Origin of the sequence: uncultured Actinomyces sp. (assembly GCF_963526355.1) — a bacterium.
Lineage (GTDB): Bacteria > Actinomycetota > Actinomycetes > Actinomycetales > Actinomycetaceae > Actinomyces.
In genome coordinates, this window is sequence record NZ_CAUROW010000116.1 from 1 (window position 1) to 4959 (window position 4959).

Consider the following 4959-nt stretch of genomic DNA (forward strand, 5'->3'; position numbering starts at 1 on the left):
AACCGCACCCGGACGGGCCTCCAACGGAACCGACCACAACTCCTCACCCGAGGTGACCCGCTCCCGGTACCCCGCGTCGTTCATTTCCTCCTTCGGGGCGAAGGCACGAACCGCGACCCCCTCCCCGTCATCGTCAACAACCACCCACACCCTCCTGCCGACCTCGGTGCCGACAACAAGGAAGACCCCCTCCCGAGGCCTGGGAGGGGCGATGCTGTAGTTCACACCACGGTGCGGGTCGTAGTACACGCCGCTGTCCAGGTCGTAGTAACCCGACAACCATCCGAAGGACACCGAGTTGTCAACCGTGCCGTCGTTGAGCTCCAGGGACGCCGGCCACGGACTCGGGACCGTGTCGCGCCACCTCTCCGAGCAGCCACGGGCCCCCAGGCAGACAATCTCACCCATACCGTCATCGGTGGGCACGATGGTCACGACGACGCCTTCACCGGCCACCAGGTTGACCGCCCGGGACACCGCCTCGGGCACTCTCCTCACCTCACCGGTCCCCAGATCCACAGCACCCGCATTGGTCCACACCAACCCACGCGACACACCCCCGGCCACCAACCCCTGAGGAGCCTCCAACGCCACCGACCAACGCACCCGCCCATCAGCACGCTCAAGCGCACACACCCCAGACCCCGCCTGAACCACCACACAGTCCCCATCCTCATGAACAAACCTGGGCATCCCGACGAAGTCACGACGGGACACGCCGACCCTGTCGGGGCCGCCGTAGTCGTCGTAGTCGAGGTAACGCCCGCTCAAGGAATCGGTGAACCGCAGCCCCGTGTCCGTCCGCCAGCTCGCCGCAGTCGCCGCCTCCCACAAACGACCATCCACATCACCCCGATCCTTAACAACCCTGGTCTCAACCCCCGGATCCCGCCCCGGTCGAGAACAGGCAGCACCGCCACCACCCCTGCAGGACGCCACCACCCCAGCACCACCGAGCGCAGCCAGCCCCGCAAGCACACGACGACTCACCACCACAGAACTCAACACCCCAGAATCACCAAAGAACCGCACCACAACCTACAGCCCCCTCCCCAGTCACCCAGACACCGAACCGGGCCTCCAGTACGACAGATACAACGCACCGGAATCATCCAGATCCATGACCCAGAAAGAGGACCCCCGCTCCCCCAAGGCGGAGTCAATAGCCACAACCGCACCCGGACGGGCCTCCAACGGAACCGACCACAGCTCCTCACCCGAGATGTACTGCTCCCGGTAGCCCGACGTGCCCAGAGGATCTCTCGCCTTCCCTCCCTCTGACGGGGTGAAGGCACGAACCGCGACACCCTCCCCGTCGTCGTCAACAACCACCCGCACACTCCTGCCGACCTCGGTACCGACAACAAGGAAGACCCCCTCCCGAGGCCTGGGAGGGACAAAATCCACTAGCACCAGGTGGTACGCTCCGCTGTCCAGGTCGTAGCGGTCCGACATCCCGATAGAAATCTCATTGTCACCGAGCCTCAGTGACGCCGTACCCGGGTCGTCGATCCCAGTGCACCACCTCTCCAAGCAGCTGTGGGACTCCAGGCAGACGAGCTCACTTCTGCCGCCGTAGCCGGGCACGACGGTCACGACGACACCCTCGCTGGCCACCAGGTTGACCGCCCGGGACACCGCCTCGGGCACTCTCCTGGCCTCACCGGTCCCCAGGTCCACAGCACCCGCATTGGTCCACACCAACCCACGCGACACACCCCCGGCCACCAACCCCTGAGGAGCCTCCAACGCCACCGACCAACGCACCCGCCCATCAGCACGCTCAAGCGCACACACCCCAGACCCCGCCTGAACCACCACACAGTCCCCATCCTCATGCACCAACCTAGGCATCCCCGCAAAATCCCGGCGGGACGAACCGGGCCCCTCAGGACCGTCGTAGTCGAGATAGTCCCCCTTCAAGGAACCGGTGAACCGCAGCCCCGTATCCGTCCGCCAGCTCGCCGCAGTCGCCGCCTCCCACAAACGACCATCCACATCACCCCGATCCTTAACAACCCTGGTCTCAACCCCCGGATCCCGCCCCGACCGAGGACAGGCGCCGCCACCATCCCGGCGGAGCGTCACGCCGACACCGCCGAGCACAGCCAGCCCCGCAAGCACACGACGACTCACCACCATGGAACTCATGGGGTCATGATGACCGCAGAGTCCTACCGCGGTCCACGGGATGCTCTCCCCATGCGCTGGGCCGGGCTCAGGCGCGGTCGAGCACCGCGATCGTCTCGAAGTGGTGCGTGTGCGGGAACATGTCCAGCGCGCTCAGGGATCCCAGCCGGTATCCGGCGCGCAGGACGGTTCCCGTATCCCGGGCAAGGGCCGCCGGGTCGCAGGCCACCAGGACGATCCGCTCGGCTCCCAGAGCGGCGACGGCCTCGATGATCTCGCGGCCGGCCCCCTGTCGCGGCGGGTCGAGGACGACGACGTCGGGGCGGGCGCCGGTGAAGGCGCTCGCAAGCTCGCGCACCGTGCGGGTACTCACGCGCCCCACGGCCAGGCGGGCGGCGGGGTGGCCGTGCAGGGTGCGGCGGGCGTCGCGCACGGCCTGCTCACTGCCCTCCAGGGAGAGGACCCGCCCCATGTCGCCCACGAGGGCGGCCAGCGGCAGGGTGAACAGGCCGGCCCCCGAGTAGAGCTCCAGGACGCGGCTACCCGCGGCTCGTTCGAGGTCCTCTCCCAGGGCGGCGCGCACGACGCGCTCGACCAGGACCCTGGGGGCGTCGACGTGCACCTGCCAGAAGCCATCGGCGTGGACGGAGTAGGTCAGCTCCCCCAGCCCCAGGGCCGAGGCGTCGACGACCTCCTGGACGCGGCGGCGTCCGGTGCTGCGCGCCTGGGCGGTCAGGAGCCGATCATCGAGCAGGACCACGGGCTCGCCAGCGCTGGGGGCGATGGCCTCGATGCGCATGCCGGGGCGGTAGTGGGCGCGCCAACGGGAGCGCTCCAGCAGCCCGATCTCGTTGATGGCGGGCACGGCCAGAGGCAGGCGACGCAGGGGAAGGACCGTTCCGGAGCGGAAGGCGTGCATGCCGGGCTCGCCATCATCGGAGACCGTCAGGCTGACGCGGGTGCGGGTGGCGGTTCCGGCCAGGGCGCGCCTGCGGGCGCTGGTGGAGGCCTGGGCCGCGGCGTCGGTGGGCATCGGCTCGATCGGCACGGCGGCTCCGGCGGTGGCCTCGGGCAGGGATGCGACGGCGTCGGCCACCTCCTGCCCACCGATCCGCCGCAGGCAGTCGGCCAGGACCCAGCGCTTCCAGGTGCGCTGGGCGTCCAGGGCCACGTGGGCGAGTTCTCCCCCACCCACGCCCGCCGGGCCGGCCTCGGGCCAGACGGACTCCACGCGGTCCGGAGACGCCTGGAGAATCTCGACGGCGTCGGCGCGCCAAGTCCGCGACGTCATCTCGGTCAGGCGGGCCCTCACCGTCTCACCGGGCAGGGCGTGGCGCACGAAGATGACGCGGCCGGCCGGGTCGTCCACGGGCCGGGCCACGCAGTGCCCGCCGTGTGCCGGAGTCCCCACGGTCAGGGTGAGCTCATGGGACCGCCCGCGGCCGGGGACCGGCTGACCGGACTGGGTGGGCCGGGGGGTCATCGGTTCTCCTGGTGGTCGGCGCCGGCACTGCTGAGGTGGCTGTCGACGTGACGGCGCATGGCGACGTCGGCGTCGAGGATGCCCTCGGCGGTACGGGCTCGCACACCGTGGTGGAAGTGCCGCTGACCCGGCAGTCCCAGCTGCCAGGGCACGGAGGCAACGACGACGCCGGGGGTGAACAGCAGGACGGTCTTGAGGCGCAGGGCGGTCTGGTTGTGCAGGATCTGCTCCCACCAGTGGCGCACGATGTACTCGGGCAGGAAGACGACCACCAGGTCGCGAGGGGACTCTCGGCGCACCGAGCGCACGTAGTTGATGACCGGACGGGTGATGTCCCGGTAGGGGGAGTCCAGAACCGTCAGGGGGACCGCGACGTCGGCCTCCTCCCAGGCATCCAGGAGGCGCTCGGCGCCACCGTCTCCCGTATCCACCGTCAGAACCTCCAAGGCGGTCGGGTGGGTCGACTGGGCATAGGTCAGGGCCCGCAGTGTCGGCTGGTGAAGGCGGGAGGCCAGGACGATGGCGTGGACATGGGCCGGCAGGACGCGGGCGTCGTGGAGGTCGGAGATGGCCACCTCCTCGCTGACTCGCCGGTAGTGGCGGCGGATCCGGTTCATCACCAGGTAGAGCAGCGCCATGATCGTCAGGGTGATCCAGGCCCCGCGGGTGAGCTTGGTGAGCAGGACGATGACCAGGACCGTACCGGTGCCCAGCACCCCGATGGCGTTGATGGCCCGGGCGCGGTGCATGCGTGAGCGGGCTCTGGAGTCGGTGGCGATGGTCAGCTCGCGCGTCCAGTGGCGCACCATGCCCACTTGGGAGAGCGTGAAGGAGATGAAGACGCCCACGATGTAGAGCTGGATGAGGCTGGTGGTGTTGGCCTCGAAGCCGATGAGGAAGGCCACGGCCCCCAGCCACAGGACGATGATGCCGTTGGAGAAGGCCAGGCGGTCGCCGCGCTGGGATAGCTGGCGGGGCAGGAACTCGTCGCGGGCCAGGACGCTGGCCAGGACGGGAAAGCCGTTGAAGGCGGTGTTGGCGGCCAGGACCAGGATGAGGCCGGTGACGGCGGCGACCAGGTAGAACATCGGCCGGAAGCCGGAGAAGACGGTGGCGGCGATCTGTCCGATCGCGGGATCCTGGTGGTAGCCGTCCCCCACCGGGACACCGTGGCGCAGGAGCTGTTGGGCCGGGTTCTCCACCATGCGCACACCGACCGCGCCGGCCAGGTGGATGACGCTCATGAGCATCAGGGCGGCGATGGCGCCCAGAAGCAGCAGGGTGTTGGCGGCGTTGCGGGACTTGGGGCGCTGGAAGCTGGGGACGCCGTTGGAGATCGCCTCCAC

4 protein-coding genes are annotated in these 4959 nt (G+C 69.3%); all 4 read right to left on the reverse strand.

All coding sequences use genetic code 11. The features are described 5' to 3' along the window. A partial coding sequence (locus RWR81_RS12280; RefSeq protein ID WP_314458012.1) for a hypothetical protein occupies nucleotides 1-846 on the reverse strand: 846 nt, incomplete at its 3' end. 210 nt (nucleotides 847-1056) lie between these two features. Further along, nucleotides 1057-1701 carry a hypothetical protein gene (locus RWR81_RS12285; protein WP_314458013.1) on the reverse strand — a complete coding sequence of 215 codons (645 nt, stop codon included), beginning with the start codon at nucleotides 1699-1701 and terminating at the stop codon, nucleotides 1057-1059. A 517-nt stretch (nucleotides 1702-2218) separates the two neighbouring features. Continuing rightward, nucleotides 2219-3613 carry a TRAM domain-containing protein gene (locus RWR81_RS12290; RefSeq protein WP_314458014.1) on the reverse strand — a complete coding sequence of 465 codons (1395 nt, stop codon included), beginning with the start codon at nucleotides 3611-3613 and terminating at the stop codon, nucleotides 2219-2221. Beyond that, nucleotides 3610-4959 (reverse strand): amino acid permease (locus RWR81_RS12295; RefSeq protein ID WP_314458015.1); only part of this gene is annotated, 1350 nt, incomplete at its 5' end. The genes RWR81_RS12295 and RWR81_RS12290, both read right to left, overlap by 4 nt.